The organism is Buttiauxella sp. AC142, assembly GCF_979253435.1.
In genome coordinates this window covers 2,647,002-2,669,850 of record NZ_CEEDCH010000001.1, presented here as the reverse complement: position 1 = coordinate 2,669,850, position 22,849 = coordinate 2,647,002, and the positions used below count along the sequence as shown (strand labels likewise).

Sequence of the window (22,849 nt, the reverse complement as noted above, 5' to 3'; positions counted from 1 at the left end):
CCTCTGTAGCAACATAGAGACAATTTCCACTTACGACAGACAGTTAACCAGCACTATGCAATTTAATATCCCAACATTGCTTACTCTGTTTCGTATCGTCCTTATCCCATTCTTTGTGCTGGCATTTTATCTGCCGTTTAGTTGGGCGCCATTCCTATGCGCGTTTATCTTCTGGTTTGCCGCTATCACTGATTGGTTCGATGGTTTTCTGGCCCGCCGCTGGAACCAAAGCACGCGTTTTGGGGCCTTCCTGGACCCGGTAGCAGATAAAGTCATGGTCGTGGTCGCGCTGGTGCTGGTGGTTCAGCACTATCACGCATGGTGGGTCACGCTGCCTGCGGCGACCATGATCGCTCGTGAAATCATTATTTCTGCGTTACGTGAATGGATGGCGGAAATCGGCAAACGCAGCAGTGTGGCGGTTTCCTGGATTGGCAAAGCCAAGACCATGGCACAAATGCTGGCGCTGATAGGAATGCTCTGGCGTCCAAATATGTGGATCGAGTACACCGGCATCGGTTTGTTCTTCATTGCTGCGGTATTAACTTTCTGGTCAATGTTCCAATATTTGGCCGCCGCAAGGGGCGATTTGCTCGAACCGTGATCGGTCCGGTGCAAATTTCAGCAAACGGAACGCGGTGGTGGAAAATTTCATTGACTCACCGCGCCATCTAAGTAGAATGCAACGCATCGAACGGCAGCACAGCTTGCCAGAAGATAGTAAAATCAAATGATTAGCGTAAAGCTTCATTAAAAGATTTTGCGGGAATAGCTCAGTTGGTAGAGCACGACCTTGCCAAGGTCGGGGTCGCGAGTTCGAGTCTCGTTTCCCGCTCCAAATTTATGTAGCAGAAATTCTGTTACAGCCTGCAAAGGTAAAAAGTTTTGGCGCGTTAGCAAAGCGGTTATGTAGCGGATTGCAAATCCGTCTAGTCCGGTTCGACTCCGGAACGCGCCTCCACTTTCTTCCCGAGCCCGGGTGGTGAAATCGGTAGACACAAGGGATTTAAAATCCCTCGGCGTTCGCGCTGTGCGGGTTCAAGTCCCGCCCCGGGCACCATGGGAATAAAAGCTATAAAATCAATGATAAAGCAGTGTCGTGAAAACCACCTTCGGGTGGTTTTTTATTGCCTGAAATTCGCCTTTCTGTCATTTCTCCTCAAATCGACTCCATACACCTTTTCTTCATCCGTTTTGGCTACCTCCCGCTCCGCTGATCCTCAAGAATATGACTACCGTCACATTCCATCATGAAAGAATAAATTATTCCTTTTAAAATTATTTGTAATAATTAATTATTCCTTCCTCTGTGAGGTTCTCTTCATTTAACCTTTACGCCACAGCAAGCCATGTTAACAATCCACTGCGAGATACTGATGAAAATTGATTTATCTGCCCTGACTACCGAAGGCCGCAACACTGATAGTGAAAACATCGACATGCTTTCGACCGAGGAGATGTTGAGAGTCATCAATAAAGAAGATCAAAAGGTCGCTCTGGCTGTAGAAAAGACCATCCCGGCCATTACTCAAGCCGTTGACGCGATTGTTGGGGCTTTCCAGAAAGGGGGGCGCTTAATTTATAGTGGCGCGGGGACGTCTGGTCGCCTGGGTATCCTTGATGCCAGTGAATGCCCTCCGACTTATGGCACTCCACGAGAGCAGGTTGTCGCGCTGATAGCCGGTGGGCATCAGGCCATTTTGCAGGCCGTTGAAAATGCGGAAGACAACCTGGCGATGGGCGTAGATGACCTCAAAAACATTCAGTTCAATGCCTCTGACGTGCTGGTGGGCATTGCGGCAAGTGGGCGCACGCCATATGTGGTCGCGGCGCTGAATTATGCCAAAAGTCTTGGCGCAACAACCGTGGCATTGACCTGCAACGCTGGCAGCGAAATCACACAAATAGCGGATATCGCCATTACGCCAGTAGTCGGGGCTGAAGTGGTGACAGGATCGTCTCGTATGAAAGCAGGCACAGCTCAAAAACTGGTGCTCAATATGCTGACCACTGGCGCAATGATTCGCAGCGGTAAGGTTTACGGAAACCTGATGGTTGATGTCGAGGCCACAAACCAGAAGCTGGTTCAACGCCAGATTAATATCGTGATGCAGGCGACGGATTGCGACCAACCAACCGCTTCCGATGCGCTACGCAGCTGCAACGGGCACTGCAAAACAGCGATTGTTATGGTCCTGGGAAATCTCAGCGCGACAGAAGCAAATCAACTTCTCAATGAGAGCAATGGATTTATTCGCAAAGCATTAGCCAACAGGACGAGTGAATAATGGCCAAAATCACGGAACAGCTGATTGCATCAATTCTGCAACTGGTCGGCAATAAAAATAATGTTCAGAACTGCGGAAACTGTATGACGCGGTTGCGCTTGACGCTGAACAACGACCAGTTAATTGAACATGACAAATTGAAAGCGCTCCCCGGAGTTTTGGGCGTGGTTAATACCGACGACCAACTGCAAATTATTCTGGGTCCAGGGAAAGCGCAAACCGCCGCAGAAATGATGAACCTGATGCTTAATTCGCAGGCTGATGACTCTGCAGAGCCCGCGGATCTGCGTTCGGTAACCAGTGACAACAAACAAAAAATGAAGGCGAAACAAACCAGCGTGGTGCATCAGTTTCTCGCTAAGTTTGCCACCATTTTTACGCCGCTCATTCCGGGTTTTATCGCGGCGGGCATGTTGCTTGGGTTCGCCACATTAATCGAACAAAGCTTGCTGGCAGGTGCAGCTGAAAAGAATGCGACAATCGTTCATATCGTTGGTTATATGAAAATATTCGGTAAAGGGTTATTCACCTTCTTACCTATATTGATTGGTTACAACGCACAGAAAGCATTTGGTGGCTCTGGGGTCAACGGGGCGATAATTGCTTCTTTATTCCTGTTGGGCTATTCCCCGAACGCGACAGTCGGGTACTTTTCCGGCATCGATAATTTCTTCGGTATGGGCATCGACCCGCGCGGGAATATTATTGGCGTGTTGATTGCCGCCATTTTGGGCGCGTGGATTGAACGCCAGGTGCGCAAAATTATTCCTGATAACCTCGATATGATCCTCACTTCATTGTTGACGCTGCTCATCACCGGCGCGCTGACATTTACTGTCATCATGCCGTTCGGTGGCGAGCTGTTTAAAGGGATGTCATGGTTATTTTTACACCTGAACGGTAACCCGTTTGGTTGCGCTATTCTGGCTGGATTGTTCTTGATTGCCGTGGTGTTTGGGGTTCATCAGGGATTTATCCCGGTCTATTTCGCGTTAATGGATGTTCAGGGCTTCAACTCTTTGTTCCCCATTCTGGCTATGGCAGGTGGCGGGCAAGTCGGTGCGGCACTCGCTCTTTACTTCCGCTCGGCGAAAGATTCTGCCACGCGTATTCAGGTCAAAGGTGCCATTATTCCGGGTCTATTGGGGGTAGGTGAACCCTTGATTTATGCGGTTACACTGCCTCGTGTGAAGCCTTTTGTGACCGCCTGTCTCGGTGGTGCTTGCGGCGGTTTCTTCATTGGTCTGGTGGCATGGTTGGGTCTGCCAGTCGGTTTAAATACCGTGTTTGGCCCATCAGGACTGGTCTCACTGCCGTTGATGACATCGCATGAGGGAATTTATGCCGGTATGGGCGTGTATGCCGTCGGAATAGTTATCTCGTACGCCAGCGGTTTTATTCTGACCTGGTTCTTTGGCCATAAAGATGTTGATCTAGCTTAAGATCATGGGCAGGCGGCTTCCCCCTTCAACTCATATTGCCGTTTGCCCACTTTTATTACCGGAGTAAGCCGGATTTATATTGCCTGAAAATCCTCTTTACTGACATCATTCACCCATTCCGCTAACCCGGCCAGAAAATCGAATAATCTCAGGAGTAAATATTATGAATCACGGGCCTCTAAACGAAGAAGAACTGGAATGGCTGGATGACACGCTGACCCAATACGGCAACGATGATTCTGTGCTGGATGTCTCTGAACTGGACGGTATGCTCACCGCGATACTTTCTGCTCCAACCGTGCTTCCGGCAGCTCAGTGGCAATTAACGCTCTGGGGTGGGGAAGATCAACTCCCGAACTGGGAGTCTGAAGAAGAAATGAATCGTTTTAATTCACTCGCCCTGCAACATATGAATGATATTGCAGAGCGTTTACGGGATGCTCCAGACCAGTTTGAACCCCTTTTCGGTTATCGCGAAATGGACGGCAAAGACTACACCATCGTGGAAGAGTGGTGTTTTGGTTATATGCGCGGATTAACGCTAGTTGAGCGTACAGCGTTGCCAGCAGCACAACAAAAAATGCTAGATGTCATTGCACTTCACGGCAATGAAGAGAGCATTACCACGCTGGAAAAAATGACCGAAGAAGAATATGAAGCCAGTCAGGCAGAAATTGGGCCTGCGGCATTACAGCTTTACCATTACTGGCAAGAACAGCGTGGCGCTGAGTCCAAAACGTTACATTAATCACAACTGCAAAATATTTGTTCTGAACAATCAGGCAGCGATTTAGTGCGTTGCCTGGTTTGCCTACATATCTTCCGAACCTTCCTTCTCTTGCGACATAAATTAAAAAAGCAGGGCTAAATGTTGCTCTCGCTATCCCCTGCAAAACAAACCCCCGCATCGCATAGCCCGGAAAGTCACACCGGTTGAAAATCACCTCATGTCAGTAACATTGCCTTTTACAATTCCTAACACCGAAGCCGCGGAAAATTTACAATATGATATAATCAGGTGAGAAAGGAATGTATCAATAACGATAATTCAATGAATAATGAGTCTAACGATGCTGAGCAATTCACTGAAAATTACCCATGGAGGGTACCCGGTATTTATCAAGCTGGCAGACTTTGTCGCTATTACCACGGTTTTAATAATCAGCGCATGGTTATTAGCGATAGCGCCTATGAGCATTGTTATAATGTACAGCTTACTTTTTGCTACCTCTTTTTTATTATTCGGGGAGTACACTGAGCTTTACATTCGCAATCTCAAAAATATGAGATTGCGCAGTCAACTTCGCTTGTTTTTGTGCACATTTCTCTCTATCTGCTTTGTGGAAATTATTCGCATCTTGACCGGTGGGTTGCCCTCTCTGGGATATTTGAGTGCGCTCGAAAACCCATTTATACCCGCTGTATTGCTTTGGTATCTCATCTCACTGATTCCGCTCTATTTGATCCGACTTTTTGTATTTAAGTATTCCATCAGGAAAAATATTCGCGTGGCCATCGTTGGGGTAACGGCGAATGGTCTGGCTGCGGAAACAGCATTACTGAAAGAATATTCCAATATGCATCTGGATTTGGCTTTTTACGACGAACGAGATGCATCACGGTTTAGCGATCTGTTTGCACAAATAAAAAGTCCATTCAAAGGCTCGGTTAGCGGCCTGGTGGAAGACGCACAGGCGGGGAGGGTAGATGAAATCTATATCGCCTTACCGATGGTTGCGCTGGAGCGCATACGCCATTTTCTGGCCATGATGTCAGACACCACGGTTGATACCTACATTGTGCCGGACTTCAACTCCTACAGTACGCACATGTCGCAGTTGCGTTCGATAGATAACTTGCAAACGATCAGCATTTTCAGCTCGCCGTTTGAGGGGGTGGGTTCCTTTATAAAACGAGCCGAAGATTTAGTGCTTGGCAGTATTATCCTGGTCATGATCTCTTCGTTGTTGCTGGTGATAGGCATCGGCATCAAACTCACATCGCGCGGCCCGGTATTTTTCAAACAAGACCGTTATGGTTTGAGCGGGCAAAAAATTAAGGTCTGGAAGTTTCGAACCATGCGCGTGATGGAGAATTCGGACACGGTCATTCAGGCAACCAAAGATGACCCACGCGTTACGCCGTTTGGCGCATTTTTACGCCGCACATCGCTTGATGAACTACCTCAATTTTTCAATGTAATACAAGGCAGTATGTCGATTGTCGGTCCGCGTCCGCACGCGGTGACACATAATGAGCAATATCGTAAGCAAGTAGAGAACTACATGATTCGCCATAAAGTTAAGCCGGGGATCACAGGTTTAGCGCAAATTAACGGCTACAGAGGCGAAATCGACGCATTATATAAAATGGAAAAACGTGTCGAATACGATATCGAATATATTCAAAACTGGTCATTATGGTTGGATATAAAAATCATAATTAAAACTATTTTTAAAGGATTTGTCGGCAAAAATGCATATTAAATATATTGTTGCTGCCGGAATGGTTATATCACAACCGGCCATAGCGGACTTAACACCGAAATCGCATATCGGCATTGCAGGTATTGATTTTCAAAGCAATGTTGGGGTGAATTACGGTCGTGAAAGCAATGTGACTTATCAGCCCTATGATAACGACGCGATTAGCTCAGATTTTGTGAGCGTAACGCCGATGTTGAGCATGATCGGCGAGCGCTACCAGGATAAATATCTACTAATGTACTCGGGTGATTATCGCAGTTATAACAGTGACTCTGCTGATAATTACGCTGACCATTTCTTCCGTTTTAATGGTGTCTGGCGATATGGGCAAATGCATGGCCTGATGTTTAACATTGAAGACTCTTTAGGCCATGAAGAACGTGGGCGCGGAGTGACTGAAGGTTTTATACCTGAGCAATTTCAAGAGTTTGGTGTTAATTCCCCCCTAAGCACTAACTTGCTTAATAGCGAATTACGTTACAGTTACGGGGCGCCAGAAGGGCGTGGAAAAGCAGAAGTCGCGCTGCTGTATAAGAAATTACGATTTGGAAATACTCAGGATACGCAAAATACTGATGAGGATTTTTACAATTATATTCGCGAGCAGGAATGGCACGAAAATAGCCTGATTGCAGAAATTTTTGATCAATACACATCACAAACACGCTTCCGTTATAGCTTTATTACCAACCAGCGGCATTACGATAATGCGTCAGAAAAAGACAGTAACGAATATTATTTGCGTTATGGCGTGAAATCTCAGCTGACGGGTAAAACCAACATCGATATGAATCTTGCATGGCTGTATAAAACATTTGAAAACAATCCCAACTCGCAAGATTTTAATGGACTAAACTGGGATATTCAGGCTGAGTGGAAACCACTCAAACAGTCTATTTTTACAGCACATACCTCGCAGCGCATTAAAGACCCTTCGGAAGTGGGGGGTTATATTCTGGTTTCTCAGTACGGTATTTCTTACCAGCATTATTGGTTAGATGATCGCTTCTCTGCCTTGTTAGATTACTCGTACACCACGGAAGACTATAAAAAACAGGACAAGGACAGGAACGATAAAGACGGCGTATTCACCGTCACCATGAGTTATGACTTCAGACCTTCTATTAATTTTGAACTTAAATATCAGATAGATACATTGCGTTCAAATAAAGATACCGATTCGTTCTACATCGGTCCTGACGACAACCGGGAAGTCCTGAGAACGTTGGGTTATGACAACTCGCTGATAATGTTTACAGCTAAGGTGCAGATTTAAAATGAAAATAATTAAACTGTGGGCATTTTTATTACTCAGTACACTTTTGGCCGGATGTAGCACCTCGACGCCACCATTAATGGATAGCCCGGATGCTGGCTCAAAAGGGTACCAACTTGATGCGGGTGATGCTGTGAATATTACCGTTTACGGCGAACCCGATATGACAATGAAATTTTTAATCGATAAAAGTGGAACGATTACTTTCCCTTATATTGGTGAGTTAGTTCTGAAGGGTAAAACGCCTGAACAGGTTAGCGAAGAGCTAACAAATCGTTTGCGCGGTGATTATCTGCAAAATCCAATGGTGACGGTGAGCATCACCGAATTCCGTAAATTCTATATCTCAGGTGAGGTGGCAAACCCTAATGGGTACGCTTACGAACCGGGTTTGACCGTTGAGAAAACCATTGCACTGGCGGGCGGTTTCACTGACCGGGCTGACCGCAAAGATATCAACATCCGTTTATCTGGCACTAACCAATTACTTGAAAACGTGGACGTAAGACACTCCGTTCACCCAGGCGACGTCGTGATCATTGGCATGGGGTTCTTCTAACTATGAAACTATCAATAGTGGAAAATGGCAAGAACCGGGAAAGCTCAATCGACTTCTCAAGATTTGCCAAAGAATTGAAAAAGAACAGTTGGAAAATCCTGCTCGCGGGTGTGGTTGCAGGGGCAATCGCTTATCCGCTTATCAGCATGATGACGTCGAAATATGTCTCAACGGCAACGGTGCTGGTGAAAGCGCAGCCCGATAATATTTCGCCATTCCCTCAAGTTGATGGCTATGACTCGACACGCAATGGCTACTACGAAACACAGTATGCGTTAATGCAGTCGAGAATTGTGTTGGAGCAGGCAGTCAAGAATTTGAAACTGGATGAAAATCCCGATTTCAACGGCGTTAAAGCAGGGAGCAAACAGGCTAACACCCCTGAGAATCAACAACAGCGCGTCGATCGTGCTTTGAAAACGATGCTCAAAAACCTGACGTTCAACCCGGTTCGCACCACTCATCTGGCGACTATTTCTTACGAATCAGCCTCGCCACTGCTTGCAGCAGAAATCGCAAACGGAGTGGCACAGGCGTTTATTGACTACACCGTTGAACAAAAACGGACGAATACGCTGAAAGCTCGTGAGAGTAATCAGCAGCGAATGGATGAGTTGCAAAAGCAGATAACCGAGCAAAAACTGGCGATTAATGACTATCTGAAAAAAGAAGGCCTGCTGACATTTCGTGGCGTCGATGGTTTTGAAACGGAACAGTTGGGCATCGTCACCAATCGTTTAGCCGATGCGACGCAGCGTCGTATTGCGGCGGCTTCGCTATATAACGAAGTACGCCAGAATGCCGGAAAATCATTGGAAGATGTGATCTCACTGCCCGCCATTTCTAGTCACGCACAAATTCAGGACTTGCGTATCGCGCTCATTCAGGCGAAACGTTCGCTTTACGAACTACGAAAATCGTATGGCCCGAAACACGCTAAAATTCTGGAAGCGCAGGCTCAAGTTCAGGCGATTCAGGATCAAACCTCACTCGTCCTGGGCGAGCTGGAATCGGGGTTACGTCAGCAGTATCAGGCCGCGTTGACTGACGAAAATAGCTATCAGCAGCAATTGGATCAGCAAAAAGAAATCTTCCAGAAAATTGCATCGAAGCGCGATGGCTATAATGGCCTGAAACTGGCGCTTGATAAAACCGAAGACATGTACAAAGCGCTTTATCAGCGTACCCAGGAGCAGTCTTTATCCGGCAGTTACGCCGACGCCGATGCAGTTTTATATGACCCGGCGGTGCCAGCCGATCGTCCAGCGAAGCCGAATAAGTCTCTGCTGCTGATCATGGTTGTGATGTTGGCGCTGGCGTTCTTCATCATGTACATCATTGTGAAAACCGCGATGGACAGCACCATTAATAATCTCAGCCAAATGCGAAAACGTTTGAAACTCGAACCTTTAGGTGAGATTCGCCGTTATCCGGGTGTCGGGAGTCGGGCGCAAATCCGCGACGTTATTGCCAATAACCCATTGAACGCCGACATTATTCACAGCATTCGCACGCGTATTATGCTGGATAATCGGCAGCTTCAAACCATAGCAATTACTTCCTCAGAACACGGCGAAGGGCGCACGTTGCTGGCGAATTTGCTGGCTAACTCCTTTAGCTTTGATCAAAAAACGCTGTTGATTGATTTAGATTTTTTCAACAAAGATGGACTATCAAGCGAGCTGGCGAAACCTGCGGCCCCCGGTGCTGCCGAGCTGCTTCGTGGTGAAGCGACGCTTGAAAATCTGAGCGTTAAGGTGAATGAGAATCTTGATTTCCTGGCGCGTGGCAATGCAAAAGTTTCATCGTTGCTGATGCTGTCATCAGAAAATCTTGAGCATTTGATGCGTGAGTTAAGAAGCCGCTATCAACGCATTATCATTGATGTCGCTGCGCTCAACCAAAGCCAGGATGTTCAACTGATTAGCCGCGTAACGGATGGCCTGATTTTCGTGCTCAAAGCCGGGACGGCGCCAGCGGAAAACATTAGCCAGACGCTGGATAAAATCGAATCAAACCAGTCGGTTATTATTGGCGCTGTCATCAATCAGGTGATGGATAAAAATCTGGAAACGAAAGAGGGATTACGCTCACTTAACCTCCAGACGAACGAACTGATGCACGGTACAGGTCAGTTATGAGTTTACTCAGGAGCGCATCCACTATAGCCGGTTCATCAGTCATTTCGCAGTTGATTGGTGCACTGTCTATTTGGTTGATTTCGCACAAGTATCATCTGGCGGAAGTGGGGCTTTACGCGCTCAATTATAGTATCGCGTTGATAGGTGCTCAGGTTTGTACCTTTGCATCACAGCTATTAATTCCCAAACAGCATGACGAAGATTTAGCGCAAAATGTGGTGTTTTGCTTATTACAAAGCGTGAGTATCGCGGTGCCTTACGCCTTATTCACGGCATGGTTATTCGATCAAAATATCTTTTTCCTTTATCTGCTTACGCTTTCAAATACGTGGGTTTTGATTTCGGAAAACTTATCGCTACGTACGGCTAATTTCAGTTTTCTGGTCTTTCAACGTATTTCTGTCTCGGTTGTCGTTGTGCTTTCTGTGTTGCTCACTTCAAGCATTCAGGCATTTTATTGGGCGTGGGCGGGCTCCATGATGCTTCTGACCATTGGCTGCATCCTTCGTGCGTTTGATATCCGCACGGTCACGATGCAGCATTTGAGTCCGAAAAATAATCTGGAATTCTTTAATAAACACGTTCATCACATAACTAAAGTGGGCAGTGCAGAAGTGCTGGCGATGGCGAACAGCAACCTGCCGATCATGTTAATTAACTTCTGGTTCTCGGCACTGACTGCGGGCTATTTTTCTATAGTCAGCCGATTCTGCCTGGCACCCGTCGTCATCGTCGGGAATGCAGTGCGTAATGCCATCTTCTCGAAATGGTCGATTGATTTCAGACATAACACGTTTAATTTCCATGAGTATAAAAAAGTACGCCTGCTGCTATTAGTGTTAGGCATCGTCTGCACGCTGGGGGTGTTTATTTTCTATCCCATCGTTATGCATCTCGGTTTTAGTGAGGACTGGATAAACTCCATTCCTACTTCGCGCTATATGCTGCCTTACTTATTCCCGGCGCTGGCCGTTTGTCCGCTCACAGTTATCGAGCTGATTTTTGGCTCCCACCGATACTTCTTACGTATCCAGTTTGAACAACTGGCTATCGTGTTGATTGCCTTTATTGTTGTCCCTTATTTTTATAATGACTATGCAACATCGATTATCTTGTTCTCCATTTTAACTTTCGTGCGCTATGCGTTTATTTACCTGAAGGTTAATAAACGCGCTAATTTGTTGAAAGACAGGCCGGCTGTTTTATGAATCTAAATACTGGGCATTACTTACAGACTTACACGTTCGTTGCGTTGGTGTTTTGCGGACTGGTGCAATATTTCACCGGTGTGCTTGCGGTGCTGTGGCTGCCATTCTTCCTGACTTTGCTGATGCTTGGGTTGCTGGTGATGCAAACGCGCTATGAAGCATTGCAGCTTGATAAACAAGAGATTGTTGTTCTGGCGCTGTATTTCATCTTCCTTGCGATGGCGGGTGTTTCGACGCTATTGCAGGGAGGTTTAACGGTTGCCATCGTCGGTTTTAAAAATGAAATTGCGATTTCACTGGTGATGCTGTGTTTATTGCTGGGTTTCTGCCGGGAATCACAAATTTATCGCGTGACCAAAACCTTGTATTGGGTTTTTTACGCGCAATTCCCGATAGTCATTTATCAGTTATTGTTCGTGGTTCCACAACGTGTAGCCATGCGTGGTGAAGACGAGAAGTGGGATTCCGTAGTTGGAACGTTTGGCGGCGATCCGATGGGAGGAGGGAACACCGCAGCCATGGGATTGTTCTGCCTGCTCATTATGCTGTTAAAGGTTTCCGAATTTAAGCATGGGCTGACCACATTTAAATCAATGGCGCTGCATGTCATTCTCGGTTTTGCGCTGTGCATTGTGGGTGAAGTGAAGTTTGTTATCCTGCTTTCACCGCTTTTACTGGCATGGGTATGGATTATGCCCAGCTATGTGAAAGGGGTAAGCAAAGTGAATATCAAAGCGCTGCTGCTGATATTCGCGGGTATGGCGCTATTAATTGCCCTGGCGGTTGTCATTTTAGCTTCTGGTTATTCATCTGCTTTCGGCAGTGACCCGACGCAAAGCTCATTCAGCATCTTCTTAGACTCGCTAAGTTATATTTTCGATCCCAATTACATCATGCCAAATGGTGAAGTCGGGCGCTTTACGACGTTGATATTTTGGTCAAAAAATAATGATCTTTGGGGATTATCAGGCACTTTATTTGGCTACGGCCTGAATGCGACCAACAGTGGGAGCTCGGTTTCACCGGGCTTTTTGAATCTAACCTACAATTTGATTCTCGACTCAACTTCGCTGAGTATGCTGCTCTGGGAAGTGGGTGTCATTGGAACACTGATCTTCATTGGTTTAATTATCTATATTTTGAAAATTGCACGGCCTCAACCCTTACTGGAACGCGAGCAATTAGACCCGCAAGATCTCCAGTTATTAAGTTTTGCACCTGCCTTTAATGCCTTTGCTATCAGTTGCTTACTGAGTCTGCCATATAGCCAGATACTGATGATCATTCCGATGTTACAATTCCTCTTCTATTTGTCACTAGGCGCAAGTCTGGTTATTCGTCGGTCCGTTCATCGTTATGCAGAGCAATAGTATGATTAATAAACCCTTTATCTCCGTCAGCATCAAAACGCTCAACGAAGCGGGATGTATCGAAAAAACTATTGATAGCATTCGGCAGCAACTTACTGATTACCCGCATAAAATCATTGTTGCCGATAGCTTATCGACCGATAACACCCAACAACTTGCCAGTGACAAAGGCGTTACCGTTGTCTCACTGACTCAGCCTTCCGACCGTTGCTGTGGTGTGGGTCATCAATTAGGTTATCTGTACAGCGAAGGTGAGTTTCTATTGCTGATGGACGGTGATATGGAACTGGAAAAGGGTTTTATTGATAACGCCGTTGCCTTCCTGACTGAGCATCCAGAATATGCGGGTGTTGCGGGTACGGTTGAAATGGATGATGCGACAAATTATGAATTTAAATCGCGTAAGCAGCGGTTGCATAAAATATATCCGGTTGGGGATAGCGATCATCTGGGTGGCGGCGGCTTATATCGCCGCTCCGCCATTGAAAAAATTGGTTATCTGACAAATCGTAACCTCCACGCCTATGAAGAGGCGGAACTCGGTATGCGTTTGCTTGATGCCGGATACAAGCTACATCGTCTGGATATCCCTTATTTCAGCCACACCTCGCACAACATGCCGACCTTTAAACTGCTGAAGTACCGCTGGCGCAGCGGTTATCATCAGGCGCCCGGTGAATTATTGCGCAGTGCGTGGGGAAAACCTTACCTGCGTAATGCGTTAAAAATGGTCAAAAATGAAGTGGTATTTCTGCTTTATCTTCTGTTTTTATTCATTGCCATCCTGACGTTTGATTTGGACGTTATTGGCCTGGCATTACTCCCCCTGATAGCCTTTATTATTTTGAAAACGCTTAAGAATCGATCGTTAAAAAGCGGGATTCACAGTGTGATCAATTTATCAGTGCTTTCTGTTGGGCTATTGAAAGGATTAAGTCATCCGGTGCGTGACCCGATGACACCACCGGATAGCAAAGTTATTCATGAATAGGCAGGCATAATGAAAATTCTACTGGTGAATAAATTTTTCTACATCAAAGGTGGTGCAGAAACGGTTTATTTTCAAGAACGTAATATGCTCAAGCAAGCCGGTGTTGAGGTCATTGATTTTTCAATGCAGCACGAGAATAACTTCCCGTCTGATTACGCAGACTATTTTGTCAGCAATGTGGATTATCATAAAGGTAATAACTTACTGGGCGGAATTAAAACGGCGGTCAACTTTGTTCATAACGCTGAAGCCTGCAAAAAAATGCAGGCGCTACTAGAGAAAGAGCGCCCGGATATTGTTCACTTCCACAACATTTATCACCAGTTAACGCCTGCCATAATAAAAGTAGCCCGCGATTTTGGCTGTAAAACCGTATTAACGGCTCACGATTATAAAATTGTCTGCCCGTCTTATTCGATGCTGCGTGATGGAAAAGTCTGTGATTCCTGTATTACTGGCACAGTATTTAATGCCTTCAGATATCGCTGCCAGGACGGTTCAGCATCGAAGAGTTTATTACTTTCTTTAGAGGCGACGTGGCAATACATTGCCAAAAATTATCAGGCTCTGGATGTGATTGTTTCCCCCAGTGAGTTTTTACGTGGGGTTATTAAACGAACGTTGCCCGACTCACGTATCGACGTCATCGTGAATGGTATTGATGACAGCCTGCCTGTGGATGATATTGCAGATAAAGGCTACTTGCTGTTTGTGGGCCGTTTAAGTCGTGAGAAAGGTGCGGAATCTTTGTTGCGCGCGCATCAGCAAATGGCCAGCAAAATCCCCCTTAAAATAGTGGGTCACGGCCCACTGTATAACCAGCTTATTGAGCAATATCCCAATGCGGAATTCCTTGGCTATGTACAACAAGGTGAAGGTTTAGACCATCTGATTAAACATGCCCGCGCCGTTATTGTGCCTTCGGAGTGTTATGAGAATTGCTCCATGTCGGTACTTGAGGCGATGTCATTTGCTCGCCCGGTTATAGGTGCGCGAATTGGCGGCATTCCTGAACAAATACGTGATGGCGTGGATGGTGTTTTATTTGAGCCAGGAAATGTCGAGGAGCTAGCCAGTGTGCTTGATGATTTTGCGCAACGTCCCGAAAAGGCTCATCTCATGGGACGAAATGCTCGCGAACGTTTATGTGAAAAATACGCGCTGCGCAAACACATGGACACGCTTCTCAATCTGTATCAAGAACTACTGAGCAAGCCATAATATGACTCAAAAAATAACCGTTATCGGTACGCGTGGCATTCCTGATGTATTAGGTGGCGTGGAAACGCATTGCCAAAATCTTTATCCCGCTATCAAGCAACAGTGTGATGTTGATATTTGTGTCATTGCCCGCTCTCCGTACGTTGGATATACCCAATCGAGCTATAAAAATATTGAAACACGGGCTTTGTGGGCACCGAAAAAACGTTCGCTCGAAGCGATAGCCCATTCAGTTTTAGCCGCGTTTAAGACCTGTTTTGATAAATCTGATATTGTCCATGTTCACGCCATTGGCCCTGGCCTTGTCGTCCCTTTATTGCGTTTACTGGGTAAAAAAGTAGTCTTTACTCATCATGGCCCGGATTATGAACGCCAGAAATGGGGAAGGCTTGCCAAACAGGCTTTACTGCTGGGCGAAAAGTTTGCGGTTAAATATGCCAGTGAAGTTATCGTCATTTCTGAGGTGATCAACCAATTGATCCAGAAAAAACATGGCAGGATGGATGCACATTTGATTTACAACGGCGTGAATAAACCGCTGCCTTTATCCGATGAAACCATCAGCAAGACTTTAGGGCGTTATAACCTTCAGCCTAAGAACTATCTTGTCGCTGTGGGGCGTTTTGTCGAAGAAAAAGGCCTGCATGATTTAATTACCGCTTATCATCAATCAGGCGTTTCAATTCCGTTGGTATTAATAGGCGATGCCGATCATCCTTCGGATTACAGTCTGCGCCTGAAGGAATTAGCACTAAAAACTCCCAATGTTATTTTGACCGGTTTTTTAAAAGGTGATGCACTCGCGGCGGTATTTTCACAGGCCCGAATGTTTATCATGCCGTCGTATCATGAAGGCTTGCCGATAGCGCTCCTGGAAGCCATGTCTTATTCACTTCCGGCAATAGTCAGCGATATCCCTGCTAATCTGGAAGTAGCCTTGCCGGGCGACGCCTATTTTAACGTGGGTAATGTGGCGGATTTAGCCGAAAAAATTAACACCCGGGCAGCTCTCGATACCGCCGACTACAGTGATTTTTTGAAAACTTATGACTGGTGTGAAATTGCCAGAAAAACCATAAGCGTCTACCATACAATAGATAAATCAATAGGTTAAATTTGACCAATTCAACCCGACGCCCGCTCGTTATTGACCGTTTTTATGATGTTCTTGATGAGCAAACCCAGGCACAACTGACGCCGGAACAAAAGCAAGAAATTGAGGACGCGATAGTTTCCATCACTCTGGCGTCCCGTCACCGTATTGATGTTCGTAAAAGCTTCCCCTTTTTTGGGGCGCGGTATTACCTGGTATTTTTACTGGGCAGAGATTTGCGTAAACGGCCGCGTAAAGAATCGACTTTGGTGCGCATTATTGTGACCATCCTGATTCTGTTCGGCATATTGTTCGCCACCTTATGCGTGTTATTGACGCTCTATATGCTGAAATCTGCGGCGGGTATCGATCTTATTCGTAATTTTCACGTCGGCATCTGGGACTGGTGGCTCAGTCTGAGAAATCACTAAATTTCAACGCCTGGAATCAAACGGAAACCCTATGACGATTAAAACTTTAGTTGCGTTGATGTGCATGGCATTTCCGGGCGTTGTTTTGGCCGCGCCGATGACGGTCGTAACGCCAAAAGCGCTGACCGTTCCTATAACCAATCCCGGAACAGGTGTTGCCAGCTTTCATGAGGGCTACGGTGAGAAGTTGAGCCAGGCGCAGTATCCCAATACCGGATTTGAGTATGAGCGTTTTTATTGGCGTGATCTGGAACCGGTGGAAGGGCAGTATAATTTTGCGCTCATTGATGAAGCTTTTAAGTTTGCGGCGATGCATCAGCCAGCTATGAACGTAGGTCTGCGCTTTATGGCGCTCGATGGCCCTGAAAGTGGCTCAAAAATTCCAGACTGGCTTATCCAAAAAGGAGTGAAAGGGGAATGGACTTCCGATCACAAAACCTTTGCCCCAAATCTAGATGACCCAATATTTCTGGCCTATAGCCAGAAATTGCTGAATGCCCTTGGCAAACGTTACGACGGAAATGAAAACCTGGCGTTTGTGGATATCGGCATGGTGGGTTCATGGGGGGAGTGGCACAACAGTAATTTCCCCTCCATGACGCCGTTGTTAAAGCGCTACGCGCCAGCGCAGTTAGATAAATACGTCAAAATGCATTTTGCTGCATTTCCGAAAACACCCAAAATTATGTTAATAAGCGGCGGCGATACGCTTGCCAGTGCGGTTCGCCAGGGGGCGGGTTGGCGCGCGGATTGTTGGGGCGACTGGCGTAATTTCTCAACCACCTGGAATCATATGGAAGATGATTATCCCCAGCGTTTAGAAGCCGCACAGGCAGCATTTTCAGGTTTTAACGATGCCTGGAAAAAGGCACCGGTTAGCTTAGAAATTTGTGGTTATATGCCGGAATGGAAAACTGAGCAGCATTACTCGCGTGATGAAGTAAAACGCACATTCGACTGGGCGCTGGAAAACCACGCCAGCATTATCAATTTAAAGTCGCGTGCAGTGCCGGAAGTTTATCGCGATATTGTTGATAACGCGCTGATGAAACTGGGCTATAGATTCCGCTTAGCCTCACTGAGCCATGAATCGGTATTGGCCAAGGGAAATAGCCTGACGCTTAATAGCCGCTGGATTAATGAAGGCGTGGCGCCAATCTACCTGAAATATGCCGTGAATTACCGTGTTGTGGATGCCTCGAATAAAGTGGTTGTGCAGGTTCAAACGGCAGATGATATTCGCACATGGTTGCCGGGCGAGTATTCCACAAATTATCAACTGACCATTCCAGCAAACTCAGCAAGCGGGCAATATTATATTGAAGTGGCAATGTTGGACGGGCAGGGCAAGCCGAGAATTAATCTGGCTAATGAAGGCCAGCAGAGTAACGGCTGGTATCGGGTATCAAAGATAAACATTCAGTAGTTAATACACCATGAGCCAGTTTTCTGGCTCATGGTGGGAGACAATTATGAGATAAATTAAGAGTTGAAACCGTTAGGGTTATTCTTCTGCCAGTTCCAGGTATCACGCATCATTTCGTCCAGAGTATGACTGGCCTGCCATCCCAGCTCTTTCTTCGCTAAAGATGAATCTGACCAGCACTCAGCAACATCGCCCGCTCTACGCTCAACGATTTGATAATTAATTGTCGTTTCAGCGGCTTTTTCAAATGCCTTAATCAGGTCAATGACGGAATAACCCACGCCCGTTCCCAGGTTGATGGCTTTGAAAGCGGCTCCTTGCGATTTATTGTCCAGCGCCGCGAGATGGCCACTTGCAAGATCCTGTACATGGATATAATCGCGCACGCCAGTGCCATCTGGAGTGGCGTAATCATCACCAAACACGGAAAGGCAATTAAGTTTGCCAATGGCGACCTGGGAAATATATGGCACCAGGTTATTAGGAATACCGTTGGGATCTTCGCCAATTCGCCCTGAAGGATGAGCACCAACCGGATTGAAATAGCGCAAGCAGGTGATGCGGAAATCAGGTTGCGCGTGAGAGAAATCACGTAAAATCTGCTCAACCATTAATTTAGAGGTACCGTACGGGTTGGTGGTTCCCCCGGTCTGGCATTCTTCGCTCAATGGAACTCTTTCTGGATTGCCATAAACGGTTGCGGATGAACTAAAGATCAGGCTATTAACGCCTGCGAGTAACATCTCATTGAGCAATACCATCGACCCAACGACATTGTTCTCATAATATTCCAGTGGTTTTTTAACCGACTCACCCACAGATTTCAAACCTGCGAAATGGATAACATCGGTTATCGAATGCGTAGAAAAAATCTCTTTCAGAACGTTCTTGTCTAAAATATCAGCAACGTATAACGTCGGTTTTTTCCCGGCAAGTTCTGCAACTCGGTCTAAAGATTCTTTAGAGGAGTTAGAGAGATTATCGATGACAATGACGTCGTCCCCGCGCTCCAGTAATGCCAGAACAGTATGCGAGCCAATATAGCCAGCACCACCCGTTACAAGAATAGCCATAGTCTCTCCAGATAAGATTTTCTACCGATGTTACTCCACTAAAGTTGAGCCAGTGTACCAGCAACGAACAGGTTGTTCATCTTGAGTTTCAGGCAAAAAACTGTTTGCGGAATTTGACCTGGAATTTATAGGAAATCTTTTTAAGAGGAGATAATAAGCTGAAGATTAAATTTTTAGTATCATAAACGATATAACTATCGGTGAAGTTTAGGGTATGAACACCTGCGCTCTGATTAATAAGAGGGGAGATGTTTGCAACAAGTTTTTCTTCAAAATTTAAAGGGTTGATGCCAATTAACTCTTTGATGTAAATGGATTTACCATAACATCCGGGATGGCACTCTTGTGTCAGGATATAATTTTTGTTATTGACGAAGTACGGTTTTCCCGCGCCGCGATGATGATAATTACTTAATTTAAGAGTAGGGGTTATTTTCTCCCATTTGCCAAACAGGCTACAAGCAGTATGAATGACCATCTCATTTTTCATCGTTGTAGAAATGAGATAACTCTTATCACCTGACGTAAAGTAAATATTGTCGGTGAATTCTGCATCAGAAATTAATACCTTTATCATCTCCCAGCGCCCAGGGAATTCAGTACATCGGAATAACATCACTTCCTTTCGTTCCGATGACTCAGGGATCATAAATAACTCACCCTCATGATAAAACAAGAAGGGAAATGAGAGGTGGCACTTTAATCCGTCAAAACCTTCAAGTTTAATATCCTCTACTTCACCCAGATTGCTGTCCAGAACACGGCATTTCAGCATGCCTCTGGAATTAAGAAAGCTGAACGCTTCATAGAACACATACAGCTTGTCCTCTTTTTCAATGATAAAAGGGTCAGCCTGGAAGGTGTACTTTTTACGTAATAGCTGTGCTTTAGAATTATTTAAAATATCCAGGGTATTTTCAGGGAACAAATGCGAGTTATTTTTAATGATCATGATGTCCCATGATTCATGGAAAAATAACTTCTTAATTAACATGCTGTATGTGTTTAACATTTATCTTCGTGTCCATGTTAGTTAACACTATTATTAAGAAAAACAGCGGGATTTTTATTTATAATAATAAGAAACAAACACTTACCTGGCGGCAGATGAAAATGATAACCACCATGCTAAAGCAGTATAGACGCACAAACGTGATGTGCCATCAACCAAAAGTCGTAGACGAAACGTTGGGCAGACAGGAAGGAATTGATGAGGTTGGGGCAGAAAAATCGGCAAGCCAGGCGGCCTGCCGATGACAATTTACTGAGCCTGAGAATCCAGCGTTGAGAGTTCTTTATCAACGAAATACAGACCTTCGCCGCTTTTACCGACCAGACTTAATTTATCCAGTACAGATTTAAACAGCTTCTCTTCTTCGTGTTGCTCGGAAACATACCATTGCAGGAAATTAAAGGTTGGATAATCCTGAGAGGTCATCGCGGCGTGAGCCAGTTCGTTAATTTTACGCGTAATTAACTGTTCGTGTTCGTATGTGGCGTTAAACAGATTATCCAGAGACGAATAGTCGTGTTCCGGTGCTGGAATCGCATTAATACGCGGCAGGCTTCCGGTATCTGTTAAATAAGCGAACAAACGCTGCATATGCTCCATTTCTTCCTGAGCATGGCGACGCAAGAAAGCGGCTGCACCTTCAAAGCTGTGATAGCTGCACCAGGCGCTCATTTGCTGATAAAGCAGGGAAGAGTAAAGCTCAAGATTCATTTGTTCATTCAGTTTTTCGATCATTTCAGCTTTTAACATGACACGCTCCGTGGAATTCGCTTCTCAATAATAGCGCTACTTTAATTTTATTATTTCAATAATGCAAAGAGAATGTTAATTAAATTATCGTAATGAGAATGGTTGCCAATATTATTCTTTTTTAAATACCAATTCTGAAATGGAATAAGAATGATTGCTATTTAAAACTTGTCGATAATTATCGACAAGTTTTTATATGCATTACTGAACAATCATTTCATCTCTGAGGAACGTTTCCATTCCCGTTCCGTGACACTGGTATTCAAGCGTTACCTTTTGATTCAGGCACAGCGCCCCGCTGCGCACGCTACAGGTTTTGATTGGCTCGCCATAAGGGAAAGCTGAAACATAGCCCCATTGTTGACACTGATGGCTGGCCGCTGATTGAGCAATGTAAGTATCTACTTTTCCGTTTTGTAAGGGAGCAAGATCGAAGCCCAGACGGACCACGCCAGCGACTTCGCTGCCTTTGACCGGTTGCGGTGTTTTATTGATGGTGCAACCGGTTAATAACACGGTGGCTAAAACTAAATAGACAATTTTCATCACGCTGATACCCGAGTATTTTTTATTATTTTAGCACGCAGAAAAATAGAAAATGAGCATCAGTATAAAGCGAGGTAATTTCATTTAAGGTGCGTCATTAAATAAGACCTAACGCAAATTAAAGCGAGAAGGCTAATTAATAGTAATCAACAGTAACATTAATGATTTGATTAAAAATTGATCATGGCGGGCATCAAGTTTGGCTGAATCGTGCCGACAATACAGATAATGCATGGTTTAACTTCAGTTTGTCATACAAAAACCGAATAGACGACGATGAAGCGATCTCAGCTGATGCAGGAAGTTAATTTCATTTTTTCACCGGGGAAATACATCACATGAATTTTATTCGCAATATCAAAATCCGCGTCATGGTGGTACTGATACTCATCTTCTCGACGGTTGCCTGGCTGGCTATTTCCGGCCTGGCATTGTGGTTTTTAAATGATCTTGAGCAAAACATTGCCCTGAATGCCGCACAAGCAAGATGGATAGATATTATTCAGTTCTTACTCGGGGCTTCTGTCGTGGCAAGCGTGATTATTACGCTGGTGACAGAACGTTACCTTTATCACTGCCTGGTGAAACCCGTCGAGAGCATTCGCGAGCATATGCATATTCTGGCGCGCGGCGAGCTGGAAACAGAATTACCGGATTTAGGCAGTAACTGTATCGGTCTGATGGTCTCGCCGATTCAAAAAATGCAATCCAACTGGGGAAAAGCCGTTTCCAATATTCGCACCAGTGCAAATACCATTCGAGGGAATGCCACTGAAGTTGCTGGTGTAAACGGCGAACTATCCACTCGTTCAGAACAGCTCGCCGCGGCTCTGGAAGAGACGACGGCCAGCATGGAGCAATTAAGCAGCACCGTTACACTCAATGCTGAAAATGCCAACCATGCGAGTCATCTTGCAAAAAACGCCACTCAAACCGCACGCAATGGCGGAGAGTCGGTGAAAAAAGTCATGACGACCATGGAAACCATCACCAGTAGTTCACACAAAATTGTCGATATCACCACGGTCATTAATAGTATTTCCTTCCAGACCAATATTCTGGCGCTCAACGCCGCCGTAGAAGCGGCGCGAGCGGGTGAGCAAGGACGGGGATTTGCGGTGGTGGCCAGTGAGGTTCGAAATCTCGCACAGCGCAGTGCTCTGGCGGCAAAAGAAATTGAAACGTTACTTAAAGAGTCCGTCGATAACATTTACACCGGTTCAGAGCAGGTGAAAAAGGCCGGCGAAGCAATGGGCGAAATCCTCGATGCTGTAATGCAAGTGAACAATATTATGGGCGATATTGCCAATGCCTCGGGGGAACAGAGCAAAGGCATAGGGCAAGTGGGGATTGCCGTTCGACAGATGGATGCGGTGACACAGCAAAACGTGAGTCTGGTGCACCAATCTGCGTTGTCGTCGGTTGATCTGGAGCAACAGGCGCACCAGCTAAACGACATTGTGGCGATGTTCCGCATCGCCAAATCGGCCTGATCTGGAGACTGAGCTATCATCAAAATGCAGAAGTGTGAGCACA

At 45.7% G+C, this 22,849-nt stretch carries 20 protein-coding genes and 3 tRNA genes; 19 read left to right on the top strand and 4 right to left on the bottom strand.

Annotation, left to right across the window (positions count from 1 at the left end; translation table 11 throughout):
- Positions 1–55 precede the first annotated feature (55 nt).
- From pgsA to AC0IWZ_RS12315, 18 genes are all read left to right on the top strand, one after another.
- Complete coding sequence (gene pgsA, locus AC0IWZ_RS12400; protein ID WP_034496190.1) at positions 56–604, top strand: CDP-diacylglycerol--glycerol-3-phosphate 3-phosphatidyltransferase; 549 nt, start codon at positions 56–58, stop codon at positions 602–604.
- Positions 605–762: 158 nt separating this feature from the next.
- Positions 763–838, top strand: a tRNA-Gly gene (locus AC0IWZ_RS12395).
- 49 nt (positions 839–887) lie between these two features.
- Positions 888–961: transfer RNA gene (locus tag AC0IWZ_RS12390), tRNA-Cys, on the top strand.
- Positions 962–973: 12 nt separating this feature from the next.
- Positions 974–1,060, top strand: a tRNA-Leu gene (locus tag AC0IWZ_RS12385).
- A 316-nt stretch (positions 1,061–1,376) separates the two neighbouring features.
- A complete protein-coding gene (gene murQ, locus AC0IWZ_RS12380; protein ID WP_259266860.1) occupies positions 1,377–2,288 on the top strand; it encodes an N-acetylmuramic acid 6-phosphate etherase in 912 nt (303 codons plus the stop codon).
- On the top strand, positions 2,288–3,730 hold the full coding sequence (gene murP / locus AC0IWZ_RS12375; protein WP_471677182.1) for a PTS N-acetylmuramic acid transporter subunit IIBC: 1,443 nt from the start codon (positions 2,288–2,290) through the stop codon (positions 3,728–3,730). Before murQ ends, murP begins: the two co-directional genes overlap by 1 nt.
- A 163-nt stretch (positions 3,731–3,893) precedes the next feature.
- Positions 3,894–4,478 (top strand): UPF0149 family protein, encoded by a 585-nt coding sequence (locus AC0IWZ_RS12370; protein WP_471677183.1) that lies wholly within the window; start codon positions 3,894–3,896, stop codon positions 4,476–4,478.
- A 322-nt stretch (positions 4,479–4,800) separates the two neighbouring features.
- Positions 4,801–6,216, top strand: coding sequence for an undecaprenyl-phosphate glucose phosphotransferase (locus AC0IWZ_RS12365; RefSeq protein WP_471677184.1), 1,416 nt, complete (start codon positions 4,801–4,803; stop codon positions 6,214–6,216).
- On the top strand, positions 6,206–7,492 hold the full coding sequence (locus tag AC0IWZ_RS12360) for an outer membrane beta-barrel protein (RefSeq protein ID WP_471677185.1): 1,287 nt from the start codon (positions 6,206–6,208) through the stop codon (positions 7,490–7,492). Before AC0IWZ_RS12365 ends, AC0IWZ_RS12360 begins: the two co-directional genes overlap by 11 nt.
- A 1-nt stretch (position 7,493) precedes the next feature.
- Positions 7,494–8,051 (top strand): polysaccharide biosynthesis/export family protein, encoded by a 558-nt coding sequence (locus tag AC0IWZ_RS12355; protein WP_471677186.1) that lies wholly within the window; start codon positions 7,494–7,496, stop codon positions 8,049–8,051.
- A gap of 2 nt (positions 8,052–8,053) precedes the next feature.
- Positions 8,054–10,192: a GumC family protein gene (locus tag AC0IWZ_RS12350; RefSeq protein WP_471677187.1), complete on the top strand. Its 2,139-nt coding sequence runs from the start codon at positions 8,054–8,056 to the stop codon at positions 10,190–10,192.
- Positions 10,189–11,400, top strand: a complete 1,212-nt coding sequence (locus AC0IWZ_RS12345) for a lipopolysaccharide biosynthesis protein (protein ID WP_034496176.1) — start codon at positions 10,189–10,191, stop codon at positions 11,398–11,400. Before AC0IWZ_RS12350 ends, AC0IWZ_RS12345 begins: the two co-directional genes overlap by 4 nt.
- Complete coding sequence (locus tag AC0IWZ_RS12340; protein ID WP_471677188.1) at positions 11,397–12,770, top strand: capsular biosynthesis protein; 1,374 nt, start codon at positions 11,397–11,399, stop codon at positions 12,768–12,770. Before AC0IWZ_RS12345 ends, AC0IWZ_RS12340 begins: the two co-directional genes overlap by 4 nt.
- A 1-nt stretch (position 12,771) precedes the next feature.
- Entirely contained in the window at positions 12,772–13,761 is a 990-nt protein-coding gene (locus AC0IWZ_RS12335) for a glycosyltransferase family 2 protein (protein WP_471677189.1), read from the top strand.
- Between the two features lie 9 nt (positions 13,762–13,770).
- Entirely contained in the window at positions 13,771–14,982 is a 1,212-nt protein-coding gene (locus AC0IWZ_RS12330; RefSeq protein ID WP_471677190.1) for a glycosyltransferase family 4 protein, read from the top strand.
- A 1-nt stretch (position 14,983) separates the two neighbouring features.
- Positions 14,984–16,096 (top strand): glycosyltransferase family 4 protein, encoded by a 1,113-nt coding sequence (locus AC0IWZ_RS12325; RefSeq protein ID WP_471677191.1) that lies wholly within the window; start codon positions 14,984–14,986, stop codon positions 16,094–16,096.
- A gap of 2 nt (positions 16,097–16,098) precedes the next feature.
- Positions 16,099–16,506: a hypothetical protein gene (locus AC0IWZ_RS12320; RefSeq protein WP_034496166.1), complete on the top strand. Its 408-nt coding sequence runs from the start codon at positions 16,099–16,101 to the stop codon at positions 16,504–16,506.
- A gap of 31 nt (positions 16,507–16,537) precedes the next feature.
- Positions 16,538–17,932 (top strand): DUF4832 domain-containing protein, encoded by a 1,395-nt coding sequence (locus AC0IWZ_RS12315; RefSeq protein ID WP_471677192.1) that lies wholly within the window; start codon positions 16,538–16,540, stop codon positions 17,930–17,932.
- A 56-nt stretch (positions 17,933–17,988) separates the two neighbouring features.
- Here AC0IWZ_RS12315 and galE read toward each other — a convergent pair whose 3' ends face one another.
- From galE to yecR, 4 genes are all read right to left on the bottom strand, one after another.
- Complete coding sequence (gene galE / locus AC0IWZ_RS12310) at positions 17,989–19,005, bottom strand: UDP-glucose 4-epimerase GalE (protein WP_471677193.1); 1,017 nt, start codon at positions 19,003–19,005, stop codon at positions 17,989–17,991.
- Positions 19,006–19,093: 88 nt separating this feature from the next.
- Positions 19,094–20,017, bottom strand: coding sequence for a glucosamine inositolphosphorylceramide transferase family protein (locus tag AC0IWZ_RS12305; protein WP_471677194.1), 924 nt, complete (start codon positions 20,015–20,017; stop codon positions 19,094–19,096).
- A gap of 249 nt (positions 20,018–20,266) precedes the next feature.
- Positions 20,267–20,767: a non-heme ferritin gene (gene ftnA, locus AC0IWZ_RS12300; RefSeq protein ID WP_034496153.1), complete on the bottom strand. Its 501-nt coding sequence runs from the start codon at positions 20,765–20,767 to the stop codon at positions 20,267–20,269.
- Between the two features lie 201 nt (positions 20,768–20,968).
- The gene (yecR, locus tag AC0IWZ_RS12295; protein ID WP_034496151.1) at positions 20,969–21,313 is read right to left on the bottom strand and encodes a YecR family lipoprotein; all 345 of its coding nucleotides are present in this window, start codon (positions 21,311–21,313) and stop codon (positions 20,969–20,971) included.
- A gap of 338 nt (positions 21,314–21,651) precedes the next feature.
- Between yecR and AC0IWZ_RS12290 the strand changes: the two genes are divergently transcribed.
- Positions 21,652–22,806: a methyl-accepting chemotaxis protein gene (locus tag AC0IWZ_RS12290; protein ID WP_471677195.1), complete on the top strand. Its 1,155-nt coding sequence runs from the start codon at positions 21,652–21,654 to the stop codon at positions 22,804–22,806.
- The last annotated feature ends 43 nt before the right edge of the window (positions 22,807–22,849 follow it).